This window comes from Chryseobacterium phocaeense (genome assembly GCF_900169075.1).
Taxonomy (GTDB): domain Bacteria; phylum Bacteroidota; class Bacteroidia; order Flavobacteriales; family Weeksellaceae; genus Chryseobacterium; species Chryseobacterium phocaeense.
In genome coordinates this window covers 1379330-1403608 of the sequence record NZ_LT827015.1, presented here as the reverse complement: position 1 = coordinate 1403608, position 24279 = coordinate 1379330, and the positions used below count along the sequence as shown (strand labels likewise).

The 24279-nt window shown below is 37.3% G+C and carries 20 protein-coding genes and 1 tRNA gene; 11 read left to right on the top strand and 10 right to left on the bottom strand.

Features of this window, described 5'->3' with window-relative positions:
- Nucleotides 1-200: 200 nt before the first annotated feature.
- Complete coding sequence (locus tag B7E04_RS12965; protein WP_080779039.1) at nucleotides 201-836, bottom strand: NAD(P)-dependent oxidoreductase; 636 nt, start codon at nucleotides 834-836, stop codon at nucleotides 201-203.
- 286 nt (nucleotides 837-1122) lie between these two features.
- Here B7E04_RS12965 and B7E04_RS12960 point away from each other — a divergent pair, with 286 nt between their 5' ends.
- On the top strand, nucleotides 1123-1893 hold the full coding sequence (locus B7E04_RS12960) for an alpha/beta hydrolase family protein (protein WP_080779038.1): 771 nt from the start codon (nucleotides 1123-1125) through the stop codon (nucleotides 1891-1893).
- Between the two features lie 1093 nt (nucleotides 1894-2986).
- Here B7E04_RS12960 and B7E04_RS12955 read toward each other — a convergent pair.
- The 4 genes from B7E04_RS12955 to B7E04_RS12940 are packed head-to-tail and all read right to left on the bottom strand — an operon-like array spanning nucleotide 2987 to nucleotide 5524.
- Complete coding sequence (locus B7E04_RS12955; RefSeq protein ID WP_080779037.1) at nucleotides 2987-3715, bottom strand: hypothetical protein; 729 nt, start codon at nucleotides 3713-3715, stop codon at nucleotides 2987-2989.
- Nucleotides 3716-3719: 4 nt separating this feature from the next.
- On the bottom strand, nucleotides 3720-4700 hold the full coding sequence (locus B7E04_RS12950) for a hypothetical protein (RefSeq protein ID WP_080779036.1): 981 nt from the start codon (nucleotides 4698-4700) through the stop codon (nucleotides 3720-3722).
- Between the two features lie 18 nt (nucleotides 4701-4718).
- On the bottom strand, nucleotides 4719-5189 hold the full coding sequence (locus tag B7E04_RS12945; RefSeq protein WP_080779035.1) for a hypothetical protein: 471 nt from the start codon (nucleotides 5187-5189) through the stop codon (nucleotides 4719-4721).
- A gap of 11 nt (nucleotides 5190-5200) precedes the next feature.
- Nucleotides 5201-5524, bottom strand: coding sequence for a magnetosome magnetite crystal formation protein family (locus tag B7E04_RS12940; RefSeq protein ID WP_080779034.1), 324 nt, complete (start codon nucleotides 5522-5524; stop codon nucleotides 5201-5203).
- A gap of 231 nt (nucleotides 5525-5755) precedes the next feature.
- On the opposite strand from B7E04_RS12940, the gene B7E04_RS12930 reads away from it, so the two are divergent.
- Nucleotides 5756-7612, top strand: a complete 1857-nt coding sequence (locus B7E04_RS12930; protein ID WP_080779032.1) for a helix-turn-helix transcriptional regulator — start codon at nucleotides 5756-5758, stop codon at nucleotides 7610-7612.
- 274 nt (nucleotides 7613-7886) lie between these two features.
- Here B7E04_RS12930 and B7E04_RS12925 read toward each other — a convergent pair whose 3' ends face one another.
- Complete coding sequence (locus B7E04_RS12925; RefSeq protein ID WP_080779031.1) at nucleotides 7887-9317, bottom strand: tetratricopeptide repeat protein; 1431 nt, start codon at nucleotides 9315-9317, stop codon at nucleotides 7887-7889.
- Between the two features lie 463 nt (nucleotides 9318-9780).
- Between B7E04_RS12925 and B7E04_RS22630 the strand changes: the two genes are divergently transcribed.
- The 7 genes from B7E04_RS22630 to B7E04_RS12890 all read left to right on the top strand — a co-directional run bounded on the left by B7E04_RS22630 (nucleotide 9781) and on the right by B7E04_RS12890 (nucleotide 17961).
- Nucleotides 9781-11022 (top strand): PKD domain-containing protein, encoded by a 1242-nt coding sequence (locus tag B7E04_RS22630; protein WP_080779030.1) that lies wholly within the window; start codon nucleotides 9781-9783, stop codon nucleotides 11020-11022.
- A 93-nt stretch (nucleotides 11023-11115) separates the two neighbouring features.
- Nucleotides 11116-11187, top strand: a tRNA-Arg gene (locus B7E04_RS12915).
- Between the two features lie 131 nt (nucleotides 11188-11318).
- Nucleotides 11319-11777 (top strand): putative immunity protein, encoded by a 459-nt coding sequence (locus B7E04_RS12910; protein ID WP_080779029.1) that lies wholly within the window; start codon nucleotides 11319-11321, stop codon nucleotides 11775-11777.
- Nucleotides 11778-11976: 199 nt separating this feature from the next.
- Nucleotides 11977-12462 carry a hypothetical protein gene (locus B7E04_RS12905; protein ID WP_062654247.1) on the top strand — a complete coding sequence of 162 codons (486 nt, stop codon included), beginning with the start codon at nucleotides 11977-11979 and terminating at the stop codon, nucleotides 12460-12462.
- 40 nt (nucleotides 12463-12502) lie between these two features.
- Nucleotides 12503-13597 (top strand): hypothetical protein, encoded by a 1095-nt coding sequence (locus B7E04_RS12900; RefSeq protein WP_080779028.1) that lies wholly within the window; start codon nucleotides 12503-12505, stop codon nucleotides 13595-13597.
- 400 nt (nucleotides 13598-13997) lie between these two features.
- Complete coding sequence (locus B7E04_RS12895; protein ID WP_080779027.1) at nucleotides 13998-15857, top strand: amidohydrolase; 1860 nt, start codon at nucleotides 13998-14000, stop codon at nucleotides 15855-15857.
- A 538-nt stretch (nucleotides 15858-16395) separates the two neighbouring features.
- A complete protein-coding gene (locus tag B7E04_RS12890; RefSeq protein WP_080779026.1) occupies nucleotides 16396-17961 on the top strand; it encodes a tetratricopeptide repeat protein in 1566 nt (521 codons plus the stop codon).
- A gap of 72 nt (nucleotides 17962-18033) precedes the next feature.
- Here the strand turns inward: B7E04_RS12890 and B7E04_RS12885 are convergent, their stop codons facing one another.
- Complete coding sequence (locus tag B7E04_RS12885; protein ID WP_080779025.1) at nucleotides 18034-18888, bottom strand: hypothetical protein; 855 nt, start codon at nucleotides 18886-18888, stop codon at nucleotides 18034-18036.
- A gap of 622 nt (nucleotides 18889-19510) precedes the next feature.
- On the bottom strand, nucleotides 19511-20398 hold the full coding sequence (locus B7E04_RS12880; RefSeq protein WP_080779024.1) for a C1 family peptidase: 888 nt from the start codon (nucleotides 20396-20398) through the stop codon (nucleotides 19511-19513).
- 583 nt (nucleotides 20399-20981) lie between these two features.
- On the opposite strand from B7E04_RS12880, the gene B7E04_RS12875 reads away from it, so the two are divergent.
- Nucleotides 20982-22259, top strand: a complete 1278-nt coding sequence (locus tag B7E04_RS12875; protein ID WP_165439441.1) for a tetratricopeptide repeat protein — start codon at nucleotides 20982-20984, stop codon at nucleotides 22257-22259.
- 225 nt (nucleotides 22260-22484) lie between these two features.
- On the opposite strand, the gene B7E04_RS12870 is transcribed toward B7E04_RS12875, so the two are convergent.
- Both B7E04_RS12870 and B7E04_RS22625 read right to left on the bottom strand, forming a co-directional pair.
- Nucleotides 22485-22814, bottom strand: a complete 330-nt coding sequence (locus B7E04_RS12870; protein ID WP_080780681.1) for a transposase — start codon at nucleotides 22812-22814, stop codon at nucleotides 22485-22487.
- A gap of 4 nt (nucleotides 22815-22818) precedes the next feature.
- Nucleotides 22819-23037, bottom strand: coding sequence for a hypothetical protein (locus B7E04_RS22625; RefSeq protein WP_317043797.1), 219 nt, complete (start codon nucleotides 23035-23037; stop codon nucleotides 22819-22821).
- A 511-nt stretch (nucleotides 23038-23548) separates the two neighbouring features.
- On the opposite strand from B7E04_RS22625, the gene B7E04_RS22620 reads away from it, so the two are divergent.
- Nucleotides 23549-23713 carry a hypothetical protein gene (locus B7E04_RS22620; protein ID WP_185117078.1) on the top strand — a complete coding sequence of 55 codons (165 nt, stop codon included), beginning with the start codon at nucleotides 23549-23551 and terminating at the stop codon, nucleotides 23711-23713.
- The last annotated feature ends 566 nt before the right edge of the window (nucleotides 23714-24279 follow it).

Sequence of the window (24279 nt, the reverse complement as noted above, 5' to 3'; positions counted from 1 at the left end):
TGAATGTGTTAAAGGCTTTGTTTTAATTTTTTAACCACAAAAGGGGCAAAAGTTTTTTTGACACTTTAGTAATTTAAGATTCATGCTTTTTGTGGATAGAAGTACACTTAAGTTCTTAAAAAATCATAGATTTTTTAACCACATCGGATCTAAAAACTTTGAACTCTAAACATTAAACTCTAAACTCTAAACATTAAACTTTAAACATTATATAAAAACGGACTTTGTTTAAAATACGTTTCATCTTCAATTTGGCTAACCAGAAATTCAGAAAGATCCGCCGCACTTATTTTCTCTCCTGTGCAGTCCGTAAGGTTGGCTTCAGTCTTAAAATGTTCATCAGACGGAATGATCATCGGAAGCCTTACTAAAGTCCAGTCCAGATTACTGTTTACAAGAATTTCATATTCTTCCTGTTTGTCTTTTGTGGTTTCCGGATAGTTTTGATGCATCCATACCGTTGCGGCTTTCACCTTTTCATTTTTATGGTCAAAAGGAGTATCCACATTCAAACCTGTAATGGTGATATATCTTTTGATGCCGAGGATATTCATTGACTTTATAATATTCCTCGTCGCATCCGTAAAAATTGATTTCTCACCCGCCGGTTGCCCGATTTTACTGATTACGGCCGAACAGCCTTCGACAAGACGGTTGACATCTTCAAAATTCCTCGCATCACCTTTTATAATTTCAATTAAAGGATGTTCAAGTGTAAAATTTTCGGGAGTCCGCAGTAATAGTTTCATAGGGTATTCATTTTTCAGAAGCTCCTGAACAAGATATTTCCCGGATTTTCCGGTTCCGCCGATAACGGCAATTGTATTTGTTTTCATAATAATCTCTTTTTTTTGAAGAATGCTTCGACATGATCAATACCTCATGTATTGATTGTCAGCCTTCTTTTTTGATTGAAAAATAGTAGAATTAGGCTCAGAAATTCTGAACTCCGGATCTCAGGCATTGCAGTAATACACTGAGTAAATGGTAATATTTATAAAGAGATTTTAATAGGCCAAATATAAAGATTTATTTTAAACAATAAATATGATCGGAGGAAAAATTTCTTTCTGATATTCAACAAAATAGTACTAATTTGCTGTCTGTAACCACATAAAATCTATGAAGTATAAGATTCTGTTTCTCCCTGTTTTCCTGTTGACGCTCGCCAGCTGCATGTCTGAAAAAACAGCAATTCATCAAAAAAATTATGAAACTAAGCTGGATACTTTAACTTTATTTGATTCCATAAGAAACAGGAAGATTCCTGTTGCATTTTATACTCCGAAAACAGATCAAAAGCTTCCCGGACAACAGGTTGTGATTTTCAGCCATGGTTACGGCGCCAATAGGGGTAATGATTATTTAGTTTATTCTTACCTCACCCAAAAACTGGCTTCAAAAGGGTATTTTACAGTAAGCATCCAGCACGAGCTTCCTGCTGATGAACTGCTTCCCATGCAGGGAAAGCTCCAGGATACAAGAATGCCTTTCTGGGAAAGAGGTGTTGAAAACATTTTATTTGTGCTGAATGAGCTTAAAAAGACCAGGCCGGATCTTGATTATCAACATCTAAGTCTTATCGGTCATTCCAACGGTGGAGATATGACCGCTTTGTTTGCCGCAAAGCATCCTGCATTGGTATATAAAATTATTACTATGGATAACCGGAGAATGTATCTTCCACGAACTGCACTACCTAAAATATATACCATCCGTTCCAATGATTATCCCGCTGATGAAGGGGTATTGCCTTCTTTTACGGAACAGGAAAAATATCATATAACCGTACAGTCCACCCCCATCAATCACGGACACATGGATAACAAAGGAAGTGAAGAAGAAAAGAAGATGTTGAATAAACTTATTTTAGAATACATTGAAAAACAATAACTTAAATACTTATCCACAACAATTTGTGGATAAGTTGTGAATTTTAACATTTAATTCATGTTTTGTATTAAAAATTGTACTACATTTACTATGTAATACAACTGAAATGAAATCTTTTTTTGCTTTTTTCAGCTTTGAAATTGCAATTAAATTTGAAATAAAAATTTAAGCACAGCATTGTCGGCTGTGCTTTTTTAATTGTTGTCTAATTAAAAAAATGAGATGTTTTATCTACTGGATCCGCTTCTAAAGAGCGGGTCCTTTTATTTGAGATTGAGGCAGGAATTTTATACCGGATTTTTGATTGGTTCTCAGGCTATTTTTTATCAAAAATTTAATACTGGAAAGATATTTAAGATGGCAAAGAAAGAATCAATCAGCGATCGACCTGATTAAGCAAACAGTCATCCAGCTACTCCATCTCAGCGGATAAGAATAATAAAAGCCATTGCTTGGTGAAATTCACGCAGATCTGGCTGATGATGCAGATTTCAGATTTGAACCATTAAGATCCATGAAGAGATTAAGTTACATTAAGAAAAATCAATAGATTTTTAAAGCAGGACTTTTCAAGGAACCCTGCCATATTTATAGACGGGATAAAATCATTAGCTTCATCATTCCTCTTTACGCTATTATATCTTCAATCTAATAAAAGCACAAAGACGCATCGGCAATTTTGATTATTTTTTATCGTAAAGTTTAATGATGATGATGATGTATATTTTAAGATAACAAAGAAAGAATCAATCTGCGATTGATTTGACTAAGCGAAAGTATATTCAGTCTACTAAAACCCGAGAAGTTACATCTTTACTCCCTTAAATAGTAAGAATAATAAAAATCTTTGCTTGATGAAAATTCACGCAGATATGCCTGATGATGCAGATTTCAGATTTGAACCGTTAAGATCCATGAAGGGATTAAGTTTCATTAAGAAAAATCAATAGATTTTTAAAGCAGGACTTTTCATGGTAAAAAACACAGAGAACAGAAGCAATTTTCATTGTTTGAATTAAGTATTCCCTAACCTTATCCAACAATATTGCCCTATTCTCTGCACTTCTTTAGTTGAACCTACTCAAAAACGGGATTATTCCCTTTCAAATTTTTTCAAAGTTCCGTTTTGGTTCAGTTCAATGGAATAACGTTCCCGGCTTCCGCTGATGCTGGCCGGGAACCATCGTAAATTGTTATTCCAGATTGATATATAGATACTGGTTATTGGTCGTGCTCCTTCTACTTCTTCCGTTTTCTCTTTATAAAGACGGGCTGCTGCGGCAACATAGGTGAAATTGACTTTTTCCAAAGCCACCAAACGGCTTTGAATCTTATCTTTCACGGACATCTGCTCAGGTTTCGGCTCACTCCAGCTGCCGTTTTTATATTGATAGCTGTCAATATACCCCGGGTTTGTAGGATGCTGCAGCTTTACACTGATACTACCGTCATCATAAAAATGAATGGAAGAATAAATATAAATTTCTTTTCCGGCATATTGAGGAAGCTCTCGCAGGGCTTCCTCAGCTTTCTTCAGTTTTTCTTCATTGGTCAGAAAATCAGTGTTTTTACCTTCTGTATGTTGAACGTGGGTTTTGGTGTGTTTTTCTACTATGGTGGTAACCAGGTGCTGTACTTCCTGCATCTGCTGCTCAACGGCGGCATCATAAGGACTTTGGGCGGGAACTTCTCCTGCTTCTTGAGTTTTTTGCTGAACTACAGGATCGGACTGGGGTTCAAAAGTATCTTTTATACTTTTTGAAACCTCCTCACAGCCTGAAACAAGAATACCTCCAATAAGTATGATAATTATTTTTTTCATGTCTTCAGCTTATTTCATCCAGATCATCCGCAAAGGCAATACGGTCCGGATTTTCTTTTAAATAAAAAATATCTGCAGTCTTCTGTCTTACGCTGTTGAGATCCAGAAGGTTGACAATCTTTTTAATCTCAGCTCTCCGGGTTTCATTTTTTTCATCTACATATTCAAGTTTAAATAAAACCATAGGCTGTTCATTGATGTACGTCCCCGTCTGGTCTGCACTGATCAGTCTGGCGGTGGTTCTTACTCCTTTAAATTTAATAAGCTCCGGATCTGATTTTCCGCTCATGATTTTGCTTAAGAAAAATGATAAAATGCCTTTGTAAAAAAGTAATATAGCGGGGCAAACTACCAACGGATGCCAGTACACAATGAACCTCCACCCTGTCCCGTTATTCTCCGTGAGGTAGGAATACATATAATATCCGGCTACCAGTGTGGCTACAGCCAGCCAGCCCAGCGTAATGAGCGTAATGACCATAATATTAATTCTTGCCTCCGTCCCTGCAAAAACAAAGTAAGGTTTCTTTTTCATGTCTTTATCAATACGGATCTCAACGGTTTTCCCTGCTTCAAACCTGTGTTGCTGAGGCTTTGAGTCATTAACCATTGTTTTCTGCGTAATCTGGGTGTTGACGAGGTTTTTAAAAGAAAGAAGCAGCTCATAAACATTATACTTACTGTTCTCTTTTGAGGTTTTTACCGATTCAAGAATCTCCGCTTTTCTGGAAATACCATGCTTATTCAGATAAGCGATATTTCTTTGGGCTACAAAATTCACTACAATCCATTTGTAAAACCAGCTGGATAATACAATAATCCATAATACCACGGAAAGCCCAAGGATTCCCACAGCCAGCCAGGGGCTGGTATCATGTAGCTGCGGCGGATCATCAGTCTTGATATTATAATACAGAATCATAGGAAATGGTACTGCAAAAAACAGCATATACAGCATCCAGAAGATTCCTAAACCGCGTTTCATAATTTCTTTATTTACAATTTATTTTTCTGCAATATTCATGATATCACTGACTTCATTGATGGCTTTCTGCACTTTTCCTGATCCGAACAATCCTACAATAATCGGAACCCTTTTTTCTTTCCCGTTTTTATGGAATATAAAGAAAGCTGTGCTGTCCATGGGAATAAAAACATATTTGGTCACCAAAACATAGAACTGTTCAAATTCTTCAAACCTATACTCTACCTCCCCGTTCAGAATGTTATTTTTGTGTATGATCACCTGGGCATGAGGATCAATGATCAGCTTTTTGGTAGTCCTTAATAAATTGATCAGTCCGAAAACCACAAATATGCCCGCTCCCCAAAGCCCGATTTTCTTTTCCTCTGGAATAATAAAATACAGTGCGGCAGCAATAACCAGGCATGCTATAAACCGGATCATAGCAACAGGCATACTGGTCTTCAGATGAAACCGGCTCCCTTCCTGTATAAAATATCTGTAATTCATTACTGACTTATTTAACCGATAAAGGCAAATTTGTCCTCAAACATTTTACCGAATACCGGAACAGGTTTTTCAGCTCCATTGGCCGCATTGATAATTCCCAGGATCCAGAAAACCAGAATCAACAGACCTGCTATTCCTAAAAACGAAAGTGCCGGAACTGCCGTTGCGATAATTCTCATGATGATATTGAAAATAACACTGATGATCATCAGCCCCAGAGACTGTCTCAGATGGTATTTAAGCAGAGAATCCGCCTGGTCTTTTCCAGAAAAATAAGCAATAAACCAGCCTATCAGCGTGATATAAGAAATGATTGATAAATTTTTGTTGTTCATAATTTGATGATTAAAGTGAGTGCATTATTGCTGCTACAAATATTCGGACAATGGACAGCTTTTCCTAATCCTGCTATGCTACAAAGCATCTACCTGGTTAAAGGAAGCCGTCTACAATGCGTCTACAAAAAAGCAAATAACATTGATTTAAAGCACGTTACAAATCATCCTAATCCAGTATATTTGTTGGTCACTGTGATTGGGTTCAGCAAATTGTTTTAATTTAGGTTTATGAAATCTGTAGTCTATCAACTGTTTATCTATTTATGCATCTGTACAGGTCTGAGCTGCCAGGCACAAAGCCTGTATATCGACAGTCTGCAGCGTGCTGTGAATAATCCGGGGCTGAATGAACAATCCAAACCAGTATTGCTCAACAGACTTGCCGAAGCATATAGGATAGACCGGAATTATGCTGCAGCAGAAAAAAAAGCCAGACAGAGTGCCCGTATGGCACTTCAAAACAAAGATTATGCAGAAGCAGCAAAATCCTATACGCTGTTAACCGTTATCAAAGCCAATAACCGGGAGTTATCCACTTTAAAGCAAGTAAGTGATTCCGCCCTGGTGCTGGCACAGCAGTCTAAAAATCCTGTAGCGTTGGCTTACGGATATTATGCCCAGGCATTTTTATTCAAAACCATTGAGGATTCTGAAAAGAGGATAAAGTTCTGCCAGATGGGATTGAAAGAACTGGAAAAATCACCCGATCCTTCTATGGCATCCAAATTATATTATCAGCTCTATGCTGCCCATTCGGACTGGAATAATATTGCCCAGGTGAACAATTATGCCCGTAAAGCTACGGAAAATGCTCTGCAGACAAAAGATTACAATCTGTTAAGCAATAGCTATGCTGCCTTGTCTGTCGCCCATGAATACCGGTACAATGAATCCGGAGAGAAAAAAGAACTGGACAGTGTTTTATTTTATCTTCAAAAGGCAGAAGATACTTATATAAGACATCCAAAACAGGTAGCCAAATATACCCATGCCATCACCTGCGTTAATATTGCGAGCGTCTATTTAAAATATTTTCCCGCAGGTGATAAGACCGCAGAATCAAAAGCCATTCAGTATGCAAAGTCAGCCGCAGATCTTCTGAAAAATGTGCCCAACACGCAGGAAGTTACTGCCAGCAGTCTTGGGATACTCAGTGAATTCGCTTCAAGGAAAGGAGATAAGGCTTTGGCGGAATCTTATCTCTTACAGGCTTATGATCTGATGAAAACCGGAGAGCATCCTTATTATTATACCCTGATCAATATTGTTCAGGCCCTGTCCGGTTTTTATAAACAGCAGGGGGATTTCAAAAAAGCACTTGCATTCCAGGAAGAGGTTACAGAATACAGCAATAAAAACTTTAAACAAAAACAGGCTCTGAATGCCCAAAAGTTGGAAATACAGTTCGAAACCGAAAAGAAAAACAATGAGGTTAAAATATTAAAGGAAAGGGAAGCAAGCCGGAAATTCCAGAGCTATCTTTATGCATGTATCGCTGCTGCCTCTTTATTGGGACTGATCTTTATGTTTAGGGCTTATCATTTTAAACTGCGCCTTTCCATGGAACGTGAAAAGCAACTCCAGCTGGAAAACCATGAATCTGAAATGCAGATCAGGCTGGAAAAAGAAGAAAAAGCCAGGTTAAAAGCCGAGCAGCAACTCCTTGAAACGCAGCAGCAGCAACTCCAAAAGGAGGCTATGGCCAATGTTCTGCAACTTGAACACAAAAACAGGGTTCTTCACCATATTAAAGATAAACTGGCGGATGATAATTCCCTGAATATGCAGAAGATCGTAAAAGAGGAAATGGTGCTGGATAATGATTTTGAAGACGCCAAACTAAGGATACAGCAGATTCATCCTGAGTTTTTTAACCTCATCAATGAAAAAGCAAAGAAAAACCTTACGCTGCTTGATATGAAGCTCTGCGCTTATCTTTATCTTAAAATGGATACCCGCCAGATCTCTCAGCTGATGCATATAGAGCCTAAAAGCGTCCGCATGAGCCGTTATCGGATTAAACAAAAACTCGGACTGGATAAGGATGAGGACCTGAATACCTTTCTGAATAAACTGGGAAGCTAAATCAACCTGAGTTCGGGATAAGACATTTCTGTTTTTATAATGTTGTCAGGAAGTTTGAAGGCCGAAGAGGGAAGTTCTTGAGGTCTGAAAACAGAACTTTACCGCAACTTTATTAATTTTTAAAATCAGTTTGATCAAATTCTATGACCGGTGTTACTATAAATACCTGATGTTAACTTCCAGCCTCTCTCTCCCAGCTTCCGGCCACTTCATCTGAAATTTCTTATGCCGAACTCAGGTTAAATCAATATCAAGGCTTATTTTCGCTAACATTTTATTTCATCAGGTCCCGGAACCAGAGATAAATATCCGTCTCGTTAGGAATGTTAAGCTTTTTCCGGAGGCGGTATTTTTTCGTCTGCACGGTTCTCACGGAAGTGAAGGTATATTCTGCAATATCCTTCGTAGAAAAATTGAGATAAAGATAAGCGCAGAAACGGATTTCGGAGCTTTTAAAGTTTTCAATTTCAAGAAGCTTTTCAGAAAATCCCGGACAATAATCATTGAACCGGGTTAAAAACTCAGGACTGTTTTCTTTAGCCAGCATAATGACCTGTTCAAAAATATCATTGCTCTGGCCTGAAATGACTTCAGAAGGTGCATCATACTCAGTTTTTCCTTTTTTAAAGTAAAAGAAATACAGCACAACACAGATGATACCTGTAAAAAGAGCTGCACAGATATATATCAGTGTTTTTCTTTCTTTCTTTTTGGTGCTATCTTCCGTTGCCTGTCTTTTATCGAGGATGTCTTTCTGTTCCTTATTCTGGGCTTCATTACTGCTTTTTAATGCCAGTAACTCTTTGGAGTAATAATTTGCACTGTCCTTCTGTCCCATTTTCCCATACAGATTAATCAGATTTTCAATCACTGCTTCATGATTGTTCTGGCTTTTGTAATGGTATACCACTATATTTTTACAAATCAGTAAATGCTGCTGTGCTTTTTTATAATCTCCGACTTGCAGGTAATATTCCCCGGCATACAGAGAAGTAATAAACCGAATGCCTTTTTCTTCAATATTTTTAGTTTCGCGCAAAGCTTCTTCAATATAGATCTTTGCAGAATCCATCTTTCCGGCTTGCTGGTATATGCCTCCAAGATAAGCGATGGGTTTATAGCTGTTGCTTAATTTATTAAGGTTGTTTCTGATGTCAGGATCCTGCTTTTTTCTGTACTCTTTTGATTTGATATAGGCATTTTTATAGGCTTTCAAAGCTTTTTTCCGGTCGCCCATTTCATTGTAAACTCCGGCATACTGCCACTCCAGCAGATATTCAAAATAAGGATTGTCTTTTACCCGTCCCGCCACTTCGTCCAGCATTTTAATCGCTTTTACCCGCTCTCCAAGCTTTTGATACAGCAGGGATCGGATGGTATAAAAATAGAAGACCGCTTCAAAATCTGTTTCGGAAGTAATCAGGTTTTTCTTTTCAGCCAGATCCGTATAATAAAACGCCTTTTTAATATCATTGTTCTTATTATAAATATTGGCTATTTTAAGATACCCGAAAGCTTCACAGTTTTTGTAACCGGACTGATGGCAGATGGAGATGATACTGTCTATTTTTTTAATTTCCTGATCACCTGCCGTTGTAAATTTTATATCAAAAATGATATTCTTAAAACTTTCTTCTGTCGGTTTTTGAGAAAAAAAATACAGGATAGAAAAGAGAAATAAACAGGAAAGTAATTTTTTAACCATATTATTTTTTAAGTATTCATGAGTATGCCATTGGTGACCTGCCCTTTTATCTGCAAGAGCAACACATTATATACGCATTAGATACTACTCTTTATTTATCAGTGTTTTAAATGCATTCTGAAAGAAAAAAAATAGTTAATTTCGGAAAGCATAAAAAAACAAAATGATGTATTAACGCTACAGGCATTACGTATATATTGATTGCAAATATATTTTAATAATCGATATAATTCACTAATTATAAATAACATTCATACATATTAACTTATTGATTAAAAAATTACTTATGGAAAGAAACTACTCTTTATTTTATCAAGTATTATCTCAATCGTTTTCAGGATTGAACTCTGGTATTTCTCCAAAAATCATCAAGACAATTTAATTTCATACTAGTTCTTTAATGATCCTGTGGCTCTGATTAAATCACCCACAGGTTTTTAGCTTATTAAAAAAATTAATCTTCATGACTCCAGTAATTATCAGAATATTGTTTCTTATCCTGATCAATCTTTCTGCCTGTCTTTCCGCTCAGGCCGATCAGGTTTTATTCATCGGGAACAGCATGACCTATTTTAATGATATGCCTGTACTTTTTAAAGATATGGCAACTTCAAAAGGAAAAAACGTAGAGATTACCTCACATACAGTCGGAGGTGCAGGCTTTGTGAACCATGTGAATGACAATGCCCTGTACCAGACCATTCGTTCTAAAACTTATCAATATGTTGTGATGCAGCCCGGGACCGCTGAGTCTGCCGGCTACTCCTATCCTGTTTCTGTAACCGCCGAAAGAGGCCGGAAAATGAGAGACTCCATCCGGAAATACAGCCCTTGCTCTAAGATATTCCTGTATGAGATTCCATACGCGGTTCCTTCTCAAACGGAATACAACACCTATTTCAGTCTTCAGAAAACCATTAAGGATTCCATTACCAAGATGTCCAATCTGATGCAGACAGAAATGATTCCTGCCGGAGAAGCGGCCAGGGCACATTATACGGCAACACAGGATCTTGCGCTCCACAGTACTTATAATGATGTTCATCCCGGTCCCCAGGGAAGTTATCTTGTAGCGGCTTCCGTATATGCTGCGCTTTTCCAGGACAGACTTTTTCCTTCTACTTTCTACAGCGGAATGACACAAAGTAAAGCGGAATATTACCAGCAACTGGCTGACGGAACTTTTTTCAGTAACCCTGCACAATGGAATTCCAATGTTTTCCACATCCATGCAGGCTTTTCTGTAAGCGGTGGTGCACAGAATATCTCCTTCACCAATCTTTCCACCAACTACGACACCGTGCTTTGGACTTTCGGAGACGGAACCACGTCCACTGTTGTCAATCCAACCCATCTATATGCTTCTGCAGGAACCTATACAGTATCCCTTACCGTAACAAAAAACTCCTGCTCTGAAACCGTGAGCAAGACGATCAACAGCAATCAGCTTGGCGTGTCCGAACATACCGTGAAAAGCTTCCGGTTTTATCCTAATCCTGTTTCCGGGACAGGTTTCCTGGAAACATCAAAAGCCATTAAAGAAATTGAGATTTACAGTATTGACGGAAGAAAGCTCCAAAACCTGTCGTATTCAAAAGTGTATGATGCTCAGATTAATTTCGCCCCGTACACCAAAGGAATTTACATTCTGAAGATCCGTTTTGAAGATAATACACTTGAAAATATTAAAGTTATAAAGGAATAAACCGGAAACTATCCATTTGGTTTATCCAGTTGAAGACTTTGCTCAGCCAAAGTCTTTTTTTTATAAATTAATTAGTATTTTTATCTATCCAAAGGCCCCATAGTTCAACGGATAGAATAGAAGTTTCCTAAACTTTAGATCCAGGTTCGATTCCTGGTGGGGCTACAATTTTTGTGTAAAATCAATTAGTTACTATAATAATACACTTCCATACCCCATGCAGTAATCCTTTGGTAATCCCAGCTATGACTAAATATTTTAAATTTTGAGTCGTGGATGAATAACAACAAAACGCAATGAGCGATAAGCCTAAAATTAAGATTCAGGATCACCCTGAATTAAGGGAAAAGCTACTAGATCTGGTAAAAACCACAGCGCATATTGAGCTTGCGAAATGGGCCATAAGCTGTGCAGAACACATTTTAAATTTATCCCCTGAGAAACTAAATTCCGATGTTGTACATTCCGGTTTTGAGACAAACAGGCTTTGGCAGGACAATAAAGCAACCGTACACCAGGTGAGACAGGCAGGCTTTAAGGTACATGAAGAAGCCAGAAAATGTACAACAGAGGTGGGAAAAAATGCTTTAAGAACTGTTGGACAAGCCGTAGCGGTCGGACATATGAAAGAACACGCAATGGTTTGCAGTGATTACGCCATTAAAACCGTCCAGTTATCGTCTTCAAATGATCTGGAAAAAATAAGAGCAGAAAGAGAATGGCAGATCAATGAATTGATGAAGTATCGCAAGTAAAGAAATTTCCTGTTGTCCTTAACAAACTAATGTTTCGACAAGGCAATTTAATTTTTCTTAATTGGAATTAATTCTCTGCTCAGCAGCACTCCCAAAGATTTAAAATCCAAACAATATAGAAGATGGGAAATGATCAGTGTTTTTACTTTATGATAAATCCTTTTTTGAGTATTTTTACAGGATTATAAATTAAATAACAATGAAGAAAATCGTATTTGCTGGAATAGCTGCTTTTGGAGGATTTTTAACCTTAAATGCACAGTGTAAAACGGAAACCGCCCTTACAGAGAATTTTGACACCTGGAAAGATATCAACAAATGCTGGACTGCCCAACAAGGAAAAGCCATGCTGTATGCCAGTGATAAAAGAGTTATATTTTATTCGATGACCAACCCTGGAGAAAATATGTATCTGATCACCCCTAAAATTAAAGCCGGAAACTATACCCTTACCCTTGATATTTCGGACAACGGAGGAGAAACGGCCCTGGAACTGTTCACCGTCGGCAGTGCATCGGATGCCAAATCATATACTTCCATTTCCAAATCTTCAAAAATAACAGGAGATAAAAAAACATATACCCTTTCTTTGAAAAAGGATTCCAGCCTGGGTCTGAAAGTATTACTGAATGGTGTTCATCAGGCGGTTTATGTGGATAATTTTTCTTTGAAACCGAAAAAATAAATCATTGACCCTGAAGTTCCTTTTGCAAAACAATTTCGCTATGAAACTGAGTCTGCTGCTCATTTTTATTACATCTTGCACATCCTTGTTTTTCAGCCAGCAGCTGGTGAGCAAATCTACTTTTGATACCATAGATTATGTGGAAGATGTGGATTGGGATGGACCGGATATTTACTGTGCGGGATTCAGTTTTAAAACCGTGATCAATGACGGTAATGCGTGTGATGCTTATCTGGTGCATTATGACACCCAGCTGAAACCTCAATGGACATTGAAGATCAGTGATGAACATACCAATAAGATCTTTGCTGTAAAAAGGCATAAAGATAAAATTTATGCGCTGGTGGTTCAGGGCAAAGCAACCGGAAGTTATGAAGATGTTTTCATGAAGCTGTTTACCATTAATTTAAATGGTGCCATAGAAAACAAAGTGACTTTCGGGCGTACTTTTAACAGCCCTTCAAATATTGTGATCAACGGCTCGAATCTTATCTTTGGCTACAGGATTTCAGATGGCATCACCTACTCTGCTGACTTTAAAAATGAAATTATCAGTTACAATATTGATACCCGGAAATTTGTAAGGCATACAAGCACCCAGTATCTGGCCACTCCTAAGAAAATAGTCGCTGATCAGTCAAATATTTTCCTGTTCGGCAATTATATACACCCTAACCAGCCAAATATTATGGCTTATAAAAATGGAAAGTATTCGGAGATTTCTGTTAATGCTCCGAGAACAGAATATTTCCTCGACAGTTATATCCAAAAAAATGTTTTGACGCTCGTCTGCTCGTTTCCGGGTGAATATGGGAATAAAAAAACATATTTAAAATATTACTATATCAATCTTGCTACCCATGCGGTTACTTCTACTGTTATTCCGTATGAAAATCTGGGTTGGAGCGACATGAATTTTGATACGTATAATCAGGGAACATCTTCATGGATGATTACTGAGGATGCCAAAACAAAAAATTTACATTACATTCTGATTGATGATAAAGGAAAAGTTACCAAAACCTTAGCATTTGACAGAAGAAACGGAAACGGGAACTGGGAAAATTATATCATCAGAGAGAATAATCTTTTAAATGCCAACGCAAACGGTATTTTCCTGTACAAGACTGAATAGGAATTTTAGATCAGAATACGGACCTTTTCCATAAAGTGGTTCAATTAAAAAATACAGGCCTGGATTATAAAATCCAGGCTTTTTATTATCTCATTAATTATAATATCTTAAAGCATATCAGTAACTGGAAACTTCAGACATTAATAAATGTCAATACTGTGTGAAAAAAAACATAAGCAAAGAATATTTTTCATATTTTTACCTCAAACTAATAAATAAAATATCATGAAAACCATTTACAACAAAATATTATACAATCATAATATATTATAAACATCAAACTCACATTCAAATATCTTATCAGCCTCATTCCATCAAAGGCTTATTTTCTTATGTATTTTAAGACCAACAATCTATAAAATATTTATATAAAAACTAAAACCAAACCAAACTCAATTCTATGGAAAAACAACACAATCATGTTCATGGATGCACGCAGTGCGCCTGTAACAACCCTGTTTTAGAAATTCTTAAAGAGGAGCTTTTCAGTTCTGAAAACCTGGCGAAAATGAAACCCGCCAGCCAGGCAGCTTCGCAGCAGCCTCCGCAAACACTTATGATCAGTGGCGGCATCATCCGTCCCATGATCGGCGGAGCAACGGATAAGGTGGATGCCATCGGAATAGCCAATGGAAATGTTGTGATCACAGGCACTGTGGATACCGTAAAAACATTTATGGAGCAAAATTATCCAACCTATCAAACCAAAGAATTAAAAGACGGACAGACTTTGCTTCCCGGTCTGATTGAGCCCCACGTCCATATGGTTCCGGCCGCTATGATGGCGGAATGGATAGACGTGAGCCCTTTTAAAGGACAGGATTTACTGGCGACCTATGATCTTACTTCTATCGGAACAACCATCAACAACAACCTGCCTACTGCTCCAGGGTATATTATCCTTGGAAAAGGTTTGGATCCGTCGCTAATGCCGTTTGTACAGGTTAACGGCTCAAATGAACTGCAGACCATTACCAATACGGTACTCGATGAAATTAATACTGATCCTATGATGGTCTTGAGCGCTTCCATGCATACGCTCTACTTAAATACCAGTGCACTGCATTATGTATTTAAAAACAGCCCATATATACGGGACCATTATTTAACTGCGGACGAATACATTAAGAAAACCCAGGGCCAGCTACAGGAAAGCAAGCAAATGACACCGGCACTGGAAGTGATCAAAGACCAAGTGATTGCAATGGCCCAAAATGTAAATGGCTACCTCACCCAGCTATTTCAACTGGCCAATTCCAGAGGAATTACTTTTATGTATGACGCAGGTCTGAATCCTAAATTTCAGGAAGTATTGACTTCATATGCCGAAAATAATCCGGAACTGGTAAGAACCGGAGGAGCCCTCCTCTGCGGTGATCAGACTGCTGCCGACAAGCTGGGGCCCTATCCTCAGCTTACAACTTACAAACCTGTTTATAACGGACATGTGAAAGTGGTTTCAGACGGTTCCAATCAGGGATTAACCGGCTATCAGAGCACGCCGTATGCATGTGATCCTGCCAACAATACAGGGATATTCAATTTTCCGGAAAAAGGAATTCCTGCAGATACAATTCCACCTTTGTATGATACCCTGATCAATACCGTGGTGGCTGAAAAAGGCTGGCCCCTGATGATCCATGCGAATGGTGATCAGGCTGTGATCTTTGCCATAGAAGCTTATCAGAGTGCCCTCGCTCAATACAAAGGTCCCGAACTCCGAAACCGTATAGAACATTGTTCGCTTCTAACAGCAGATCAGATTACAGAGATGCTGCAAATGGGCGTTTCACCAAGCTTCCTTATTGGTCACGTGGGCTATTGGGGATATGCTTTTAACGAAGTGATATTTAAAGACAAGGCACAAATGCTGGACCTTTGCGGTTCTGCTCTTGCTGCAGGTATGAGAATTACGCTCCACAGTGACAATGAAGTAAGCCCGTTAGGCCCTTTGAGAATGATGGAACAGTCTATTACCCGGATTATGGAAGAAAATACCACCAGCATTGAAGTTTTGAATTCTGCTGAATGCATCACTCCTGAGCAGGCTTTAATTGCGGTTACATATGATGCCGCCTGGCAGTGCTACGCAGATACGTGGGCGGGCTCATTAGATACGGATTACTTTGCAGACTTCGTTATCCTGGAACAGGATCCGCTTTCATTAACCACCCAGTCCTCACAATATATGAAAATGAGAAATATCCCGGTACTGGAAACCTGGCTGGGCGGTGTACAGGTATATCCTGTAGAATCGTAAAGGGAAATACATATTTTCCAGTGGGATGAAACCCATGTGAAAAACCAAAGAGAAAACAGCAAAACTGTTTTCTCTTTTTTTATAACCCATAGGAAATTTCAGTAACTGCTTCAGGATACTACCGGAAATAAAAATATCATTCACTTTATTTTAATAAACTATTAAAATATCTTTATTATTCCCCATAAACACTTAAAAAATTAACATGTAATACCTATGTCATACATCCGTTACAGAGACTACATCATCCAAATTATTAATATTGTTTCCAATCCCTTTGATGTAATATCATTTTAAAGAATAAAAAGATAATCAATTAAAATTTTCAACAATAAATGATTGATTTTCAGACTATATCAACACAATTACTAATATGAGCGTACTGCAATAATTTCAGATTTTACCTGACCATATTCAGAATAGCTCCTTCATTTTCATTCCCTGCAATCTGATTAAACCATCCATACTCCTTCCCAATATCGAGGATTCAAAATTTATCTAAAGAAAAAATAAATACAAAAGATAAATATAAAATTTTATGACCCCAACCTACGCACTAATTATGATTAGAATTTCCCTCATTCTTTTCCCTTTTCTCCTGTTTGCCCAGGAAAAGATTACCCCAAAATATATTGATTCAAAGATTGAAGAAGCCAATGCCTGCTCTCTTATAGGAAAGCATGATCTGCTGGTGAAAAAAAACGAAGAAATATTAAAAAAATCCAGGCAGATCCATTATTCAAAAGGCATCACATCCAGCTGTTTAAACCTCTCCGGTATTTCATTTTCTGAAGGCAACTATAAAAAGAGTCTGGAATACTTAAACCGGGTAAGAAATGAGAAGTACGCCCAGGACAATGTTGATACCCAGATGAAAATAAGACATCTTATCAGTTACAATTATATTGCTATAGGTCTCGTCAACGATGCCATATCAGAGCTTAAAGATGTTGTTGATTTATCAGACGGAATACCCGCAGATTCAGGAAGAATTTACAATAAAGCGTCCATACTCATTGATCTCGGCGTGCTGTACAGGAATAAAATGCAATTTGATTCGGCAACGTGGTTTATCAAAAAAGGTATTAATACATTACGGGGCCGCAAAAGTCCAAAAATGCAGTATATGACAGATTTAGGCTATATTGCATTGGTGGAAGTTAAAATTGACGAAAAAAAAATTGACTCTGCAGATATTTATTTAAAAACCGTGGAAGCGCGATCCGGAAAATTAACCGTCAAAAGTGATGCAAGACGATACCAGCTGAGAGGCCTGATTTACGAAATAAAAAAAGACTACACATCTGCTATCACCAATTATCAAAAGGCGCTTGAACTGTCCAAAGAAACTAAAAACATCCATACTATATTGGATATATATGGCCTATTATCCCAGGCTTATCTTAAAATCAATGACAAAGAAGCCTCCCGGGATGCCCATCAGAAATATACTTCTATAAAAGACAGTTTAAACAGAAATTCCGAACATTCTACAGAAAATATCGTAAAAGAACTGATTACAAAGAAGGAGGAAAAACTAAACTCCCAAAACCAGTTTCTGATATATGTGGTGATTGCAGTTGCACTATTGATTATCATTATTTCAATCTTTATTTTCAGGAGAATCCGTACGGAAAAAAAGATACTCCAGGAAAAAAATAAAGAGGCAAAATTATTAAACAAAAGGCTTAATACAGATTTTGAAGAAGTGGTCCGGCTGGCTAAAAATAATGATCCGGAATTTCTTGCCCGTTTCCAGGAAGCGTATCCTGAATTTTTTCCCAATCTTTTAAAAATAGAACCGAAGCTGATGATGAGCGAATTAGGATTTTGTGCTTTACTGTTCCTCAATTTCTCAAGTAAGGATATCGCTCAGTACACTCTGGTACAACCGCAGTCTATCCAGACCAGAAAGAACAGATTGAGAAAAAAATTAGGAATCCCATCCAATACAGACATTTACCTCTGGATGAAAGATATTAATTCCAACAGGGAGGAGGTCGTTTCTCCCTCCCGATCCGCAAAATATCATTATAAAAAATATAATGTGGTTATTAAAAGACTCAATATGATATTAAAATCAAAGAAAAATAAAAGTGCATAAGTAAGCATTAAAAAACAGGTGTGAAAATAATTCACACCTGTTCAGCAATTACAGTATAAAAAAACGGTAGTATCAGAGCCTGGTGATTGACAAAGTGTAGGTAGGTGCGCCATACGAACTTCCCAGAGCGACACTGTTAAAGCTGGAGCCCTGCAATACAGCTGTAGTCCCTGAACCCTGCTTCGTTCTATAAAATTTAAGCCTGATGAGATCATTTACATTTAACGTTCTGATGATGGTAGGTACGGTATATGAATAAGCCCTTGTTAAGCCTGCTCCCAATCTGGGAAAAACAGGTCTACCTCCGGATACGGACTGCCATGTTGTACCTCCGTCTGCAGAAACATCAATATTGAAAGCAATATAGGCATAGCCGTCCCCATCATCTGCAAAATTCAATCGTGGTGATACCGATGCGGAAATCATATAAACACCACCTACCCCTATCCTCACCTGTCCGACTGACGGAACACTTACCGCAATATTGTTCAGAGAACTGTCAGAAGCATTTACAGGAACAATCTGTTCATCTCCGTTATTGGCACCGGCAATACCATAATTAACCGGAGCATTAGAAGTAAAAAATGCAATTTCCGATTCAAGGGCATTTGATCTTCCTACCACTCCATTTTCATCTACATACAAAGGGACATGGGTGCCGGTTAAAAATTCCGTATTTCTTATTCTTACTTTCCCGTCCACATCCAGTTTCTGGGTAGGATCTATCATTCCGGCACCTATTCTGCCTTCGGCAGTGACCACAAAATCATCCGCCTGCTGGGGAACTGTAGGAGCACCTGTTACCGGGTTATTTTTTATCCCGTCAATATGAAAGATCTGTTGTGGTTTCGTCGTGTTGATGCCCACCTGGGAAAATGCCGTACCGGAAAACAGCACGGCAATGCAAATAGCTGTTCTTTTTTTCATAAAATTTTATTGTTTGTGTGATAAAGTCTGGAATGCAATTATACCATTTAAATGAGCCGTCTATTTTATCATGCGCTATTACACCGCTATTACACAATGACAAGCATTTAAAGGTCAGAAACTTAAAAAAATACCATTTGACAACCAGACTATCTTCGATCCAAGGTTAATCGAATATATGATCATAGGGTACACGAAATTTCAGTTTATCAAAACCATGGAAAAGCAAAGACCGGTGCCGGCCTTTTAAATTATTTTGGGTGCATAAAATGATGACCGGAAATCTCCGGTCATCAAAAAATAACATAAACTTTCATAGTTCACTATCACCGTTGAAATACATCAGGACAAACAGATCCTTTACGGCGATAATTCCTATATGCAATGATATGATTTAAATAAACAATCTACACAATCAGGAGCTATTACTCAGATACCACAGCATTGTAAAAACTTAATAATCAGAAGCTAAAAACAGTCATCCAATAAAAAAGCAGCTGTGATTCATCTTCACAACTGCCGTAATTATTCTATTTAATTCTCTACTGACCAACATTCTTCAGGGATGCATTAAAAATCCTGTGCCGGCCTTTCTTTTCATTATGAAGGTGTACCGTTTCGTCTATTGTACATAGGCTACGTAACATTCTGTTACCGCTCTTGTTGCTGCATTAAATCTGGATTTTGCAAAGAATGAGTAATCAATCCAGAAATATCCGTTGGCTCCCCAACCGGTTCCCCAGGAGTTCTGAACTTTAAAAGCCTGCTTCGAGTCATCATATCCTATAACACAAACGGCATGACCACCCTCTACGGCACCGGAACGTTTTTTCCATACCCAGCCCGTATTCCCGATATTCCAGAAAGCCTGATCTACAGGAATCCCGATAACAACAGGAAGATTCATACTTAAAAGCGTTTTCACATTAGCGATATTGGTATTATCTACCGTTGCCCAATTGGTAAATTTATGGGTACTGGCTGCATTTTTCTGTGAAACATTCGGCTGGACAGAACAATTGGTGTCATTGTAAGGCATCTCAGCAATGCTGCAAACGCCCTGGTTTTTAATCAGGTTCAAGGCATCACTTATGTAAGAACCATCCAGGCATGAGCCTATTTTAATCTGGTTGTATACATATTCCGGGCTTCTGGCCTGGGATATTCCTTTGAAGTTATATTCCAGCGAGCTGGCCGCCGCATAAGCAGTGGCCCACCCCACACAAGATCCTTCATTTCCCTGGTTTCCTATGGCCGTACTTGCCATGGTGTAAGATGAAGGAAGCTTTGCAGCAACATCTCCCGAATTCTTACCTTTAAATTTAAGGCTTAGGTAATCCATATCTGCCGCTTTAAATGTTTTATACACCTCTTCATCTATAAACCGGGCTCCAAGTTTAAATTTTTGTGAACTCTCCTGTACGGGAGCCTCATTCAGATCTTCTGATTTTTCACATGATGCCAGAGTAAGCAGGCCTAAAGCTGCCATAATCATTTTGAAATTTTTCATTGAATAAATATTTAATGGTTGTTAAGGTTTCAGATTGTTATTCTTAATAAAATTCGACTGTAAATGCTGATTATTGATCTTTATCATCAATTATTTCAATCACTCACAAATCACTCTGCAATTATACACGGTAAAACCTGTAAATCATCCATTTTAATGCTATCACATAGGTATCACACACATTTAAAACATTAAAAATCAACACAATAAAACATACCCAATCCTGAAATAAACTACAAAAACCAACGCTGAATAGATAATAATTTTATAATTTTGACCTATCTTTTTGATACCATCCTGACTTCATTTCTATAGTCCGTTTCATTAAGGATCATATGGCATAAATACCACACAAAAAAAATAATTCACAATTCATCATATCCTAATTCATTTTATTTCTAAGTACATCTTTTACATTAAAAATATTTCATAAATGATAAGAATTTTGTTTTTTTTATTATACTCTTTAGTATTTGCTCAACCAAAAATAACTTCTCAATACATAGACTCAGAACTTATAAAAGCCGGTAAATTATTCAAAAACGGAAAAACAAATGAGTGCATCAAAGCTAATACTGCCTTATTGAAACATTCCCAAAGTATCAATTATTCAAAAGGCATTGTAACCAGCAGCTTAAGTCTGGCCAACCGCTATTTTTTTTCAGGAAATCACCCCAAAAGCTTATATTATCTGAAGCTTGCAGAAAAAGAAAAATATACGCAGGAAAATATCGCCACTCAAATCTCTGTTTTAAATCTTTTCAGCTATAATTATATCAATATTGGATTATACAACGAAGCTATTAACGGACTTAAGGAGATTGTCACACTATCTGACCAGGTTCAGGATAAAGCAATAAGGGTAAAGGCAAAATCACAGGCTTATTTTGATATTGGTATTATACTCAGATGGAGAGAGCAGTGTGATTCTGCAGCTGCATACACCCAAAAAGCAATTCATATTCTGCAGTCCCAGAAAAAATTAAGTCCGGAATGTCAAAGCCAGCTGGTTTGGATGTCGCTGGAAGCTATAGAATTAAAGCTTGACCAGGAAAAAACAGCTTCAGCCGAGGCCGCTCTGAAAGTAGTGGAAAGCCGCTCTGAAAAGCTGACCGGTAACCAACTTTATAAATTATACCAGGTAAGAGGCCTTCTTCACTGCTGCAAAAACGAAAATGATCTGGCTATTAAAAATTATGAAAAAGCAATAGCTCTGGCTAAAGAAATTCAAAATAATTATTCCTTACAGTATCTCTACAACCTCATCATCGCCGTATATAAGAAAAAAGGAGATCAAAAAATGGCTCAAAAATATTTTGAAAAAAGCAAAATACTCAATGACAGCCTGAGAAAGACCAAAGAAAAATCCATTGAGCCCACTGTAAAAGAATTGATTAAATACAAGGAAAAAAAATCGATATCTAAAATTCAGTTTTTGGTATATTATATCTGTGCCGGGATTCTTATTGTAATCATTCTCCTTTCATTTATTATCATCAAAATCCGTAATGGAAAGAAAAAACTGATGCAAACAGAACAGGAAACAGATCTCTTAAATCAAAAACTTAACCTTGCTTTTAATGAAGTAGTCCGGCTCGCAAAAAATAACGACTCTGAATTCCTAACGCGGTTTGTTGAAGTTTATCCGGATTTCTTTCCTAAATTATTACAGATAGAGCCTCAGATGCAGAACAGTGAATTAAAATTCTGTGCCCTGTTATTCCTCAATTTCTCAAGTAAGGATATTGCCACTTATACCTTTGTGCAGCCTCAATCTATTCAAACCAGAAAGAACAGGCTAAGAAAAAAACTGAACATTCAGTCTCATGAAGATATATATGCCTGGATGAAGAATATTTAAGCCCAAACCCAGAGGTTTTGAGATAAAAGAAAGCGCGTAATTATTTGTCGCTTCTCTCCTTTCTGTTCGGGATATAAAAAATATAAAACGGAGAGTTGAGCTCTCCGTTTCTTTGATTTGAAAATTTTATGCCCGCAGCCTCTTAAAAAAGTTAGAAAATAGGTCTGTGCAGACCTGGGGTATAAACATTAAATGATGATTCTTACAAAATCTTTGCTGTGGCTATTATTTCAAAATCGGGTATTTTTTCCTCCATGATGCAATGCTGTTCCTGCTCAATTTAAAATGCAGTGCCGTTTGTGTATTGTTCAGATTATATTGCTGCTGATACTGAAGAACTTCCCTGATATCTTCCTCATTATAAGATCTGAGCTTCTGATTAAAAACCTGATTCTCTTTATTCTTCTTACCAAAAATAATGGTATTGAGAAGGTGGATATCAAAAATAGAAAGCCTGGCCTTATCTAATACGGGACGGCATTCGGTTAATTTATGCGGATAGTGAAAATTCAGCATATCTTCATAAATCCTCTTATAATTGGGTGCTTTTTCCATATGGTTATGCATATTGTTTCCGGTCACTGAATTTGTTGATCCATTTGTATAGTGTAGTTTTGGGAATCTGGTATTCATCAATGATCTGTTTCTTGGATTTTTTCTCCGTTTCAATCAGTTCCAGGATAAATTCTATGATCTCTTTTGTATAAACATTTTTCCTGAATTTAGGCAGCCTGGACGTGCACTTAGTAAATTTTTCAGGCGCCTGCGGCGAGTACATAATCAAATGCTGAGAATATATTCTGAAGAAATCATATTACAACAGTTTGCTCCACTTAAGAAGGACATCGGCAGACAGGTCTTCCTGCTGAAACATAGCATGAATATCCTTTTCATTACATTTTAAAAAATTGCAGGCTCTTTCAATACTAATACCTGTCTCCAGAAATCTACTCTGTATAAAATTTCCTATTTTAATCTGTTTAAAATTCATTGTATTAAAGTCATCTTGAATTACTGTTTTGTATTCAATACAGGGTGATTACCCTGTATTGATACATTTGTGTGTTAAGAATCGTAATAGTTACCGCTGATTGTATATGGCCGGAGCATTACTGGTTTCATGTCATTTTTTATCAGTTTTAAATAACTTTTCAATATTACACAACTTAAAATCATCCCCGTAAATAATGACCTATTACACAGGTATTACATCAATTATATTATTCATAATCACCCTCAATTTCCTTTGAAAGATGACTTGGAGACCATCAATTGCACCCGAAAAAGTCATGATTAAAAGTCTTACTCAGAGAAGTATTAAAAAAGATCTCATATTCAGCATTTATGACAGGTATGGAAAGAAATTACACCAGGCAGATCATTCTAACGGCTATACATGGGACGGAAGCAGCGGCAGAAAAAAATTCCAACAGGAAATTACTGGTATTCTGTAACATGGAAAGAAAATGATAAATATAATACCCCTTTTAAATACTCAGGATGGGTTGTCGTTAAAAACAGGGAATAGAACTACCATTATGGTTGGTAATTAAAAACTGTGGGTAAAACCTTTGTGTTATTTTTGGTGTAAAGAAAAGTTTATTGAACTTAGTTCAGTAAACTTTTCGCATATAGATCAAAAAAACTTTGCTGATGCTACATTTTAATTGACTTAAAAAAATATAGAAAATCTGCTGATCAATATTAATGTTCAAAAAAACTAGACTATTTGTGTAAATTTACCATCCTATTTCAATGGTTCTATATGGTTTATTAGAACCGCATCCATCAGTAATAAAAACATATTTTAAAATAATCAGCCTATGGAATTTTCACCCTTCAACAACGTTGTTAAGCTATGCATCCAGGGAATGGGTATGGAAGAAAACAACAAACCTGACGAGGCCATCCAACTATTTACGCAGGCCTGGAACGAAGCAGAAGATGATCATGAAAAGTTTCTGGCAGCCCATTATATAGCCAGACATCAAAAAACAGCCGGCGAAAAATTGAAATGGCT